Source organism: Gilliamella sp. A7, from assembly GCF_002142015.1.
GTDB classification, from domain to species: Bacteria; Pseudomonadota; Gammaproteobacteria; order Enterobacterales; family Orbaceae; genus Gilliamella; species Gilliamella apis_A.
In genome coordinates this window covers 1-1,402 of sequence record NZ_NASN01000104.1, presented here as the reverse complement: position 1 = coordinate 1,402, position 1,402 = coordinate 1, and the positions used below count along the sequence as shown (strand labels likewise).

The 1,402-nt window shown below is 30.5% G+C and carries 2 protein-coding genes and 1 tRNA gene; 1 reads left to right on the top strand and 2 read right to left on the bottom strand.

Translation table 11 applies throughout. The annotated features are described in order from the left end of the window. Positions 1–124: 124 nt before the first annotated feature. Positions 125–201, top strand: a tRNA-Arg gene (locus B6D18_RS12325). A gap of 744 nt (positions 202–945) precedes the next feature. Here the strand turns inward: B6D18_RS12325 and B6D18_RS12555 are convergent. Both B6D18_RS12555 and B6D18_RS12320 read right to left on the bottom strand, forming a co-directional pair. Next, positions 946–1,179 carry a hypothetical protein gene (locus B6D18_RS12555; RefSeq protein WP_144064006.1) on the bottom strand — a complete coding sequence of 78 codons (234 nt, stop codon included), beginning with the start codon at positions 1,177–1,179 and terminating at the stop codon, positions 946–948. A 63-nt stretch (positions 1,180–1,242) separates the two neighbouring features. Next, positions 1,243–1,392, bottom strand: coding sequence for an IS3 family transposase (locus B6D18_RS12320; protein WP_086364446.1), 150 nt, complete (start codon positions 1,390–1,392; stop codon positions 1,243–1,245). Between the last annotated feature and the right edge of the window lie 10 nt (positions 1,393–1,402).

Here is a 1,402-nt window from a genome sequence, read left to right as displayed (position 1 = left end):
ATATCGATTATGCCATTAAATTGATGATATTTTGACTATATAACCTAATAATCGATTAAAAAGCATTGACGGATCAAAATAGCTTTATATAATACTCTGCGTTATATCAATTCTGCTACTCCATGTCTCCTTAGCTCAGCTGGATAGAGCAACGGCCTTCTAAGCCGTAGGTCACAGGTTCGAATCCTGTAGGGGACGCCATAAAAATCAACAAGTTAAGCCTATTTTAAACATCTTTTAAAAAATTACAGCTTAAATCACAGCTTAAGTTAGCTTTTTGCTTAAAAAAGAATTGTAAATGTCTACCTCTTATTTTGATTCTAAAACTGCTTCTTTTTCGCATTAATATTTTATTGCTTTTCTCTCAAATCAAATAAATAGTCCCTCTGTTTTTCTGTATTTAGGTTTTAAGTATGCTACTTTCTCTATCAATCTCTAAACCGTTGTTTTATATCTTCCGACGATACCCCCAAACCTCATCTTAGCCTATATAATTCTTATTAATATTCATTCGAATTTTCTCTAAACTAAACTTTAACTATTTTTGTAACTGAATACTATTGTTACACTCATGATTAATTTTTTAACGTTTCTTTGAGTGCTTTTTTAATAACCTCTCTAAGCCGTTGCGCTTGAACTGAATGCCAATACTTTGCTTCAAATGAGGTAAAATACTCTCTGTCTTTATTAGCACAATCTATATATTTCTCATTATCGCCATAACTTTTAGCAAAATATTCTCCAAATGCATTTTAATGGCATCAAATTCATCAGATGTTATACTTATCCTCACAGCTTTACGTCTAGTGATATCTAATCTTACGTGTTAACTGGTTTAAACATTAATTAACCGTTCGCTGGTTCGAGTTTACAAACTATAATTTCTTCAGCTTCGGCTTTTGTGTAGAAATAAACCCGATGCAATGTAATTATCAAATTTGTAGATTACATTTTTATAAAAACAATAATGAGTAATTCATTTGTATTATTAGATGAGAATAATATTGGTGATTTTTCAGTTGTTACATCCGTTATGTAGTTATAATCTATATATATTTCTGTAGATAATTCGTGATGATCTGTTAACATTTTTTCACAAGCAAAATTGATGAATTCTTGATGATGTTCGATTGTTTCAATTGTCGTTAATTTACCTGTATGAAATTTTGTACAACTCATTTTATTTTTCAGATATTAAAAAGCCGCAATTGTGAAGTGACCCCATAAAGTTGGACACTTTTATTAAGCGGCTTGTAAGGCCTGATTTCGATATTTAACCGGAGTCAGGCCTTTTAATTTGGCTTTAATCCGTTTGGTGTTGTAGTATTCTATATATTCTTCTATTTTTTCAATCAATTCATCTGCATCTTCAAAGCATTGTCCATGATACATTTCTGATTTT

What these genes read in the sequence shown, in the direction of transcription:
- B6D18_RS12555 (WP_144064006.1), bottom strand. Translation starts at nt 1,179, where the DNA reads ATGAGTTGTACAAAATTTCATACAGGTAAATTAACGACAATTGAAACA.
- B6D18_RS12320 (WP_086364446.1), bottom strand. Translation starts at nt 1,392, where the DNA reads ATGTATCATGGACAATGCTTTGAAGATGCAGATGAATTGATTGAAAAA.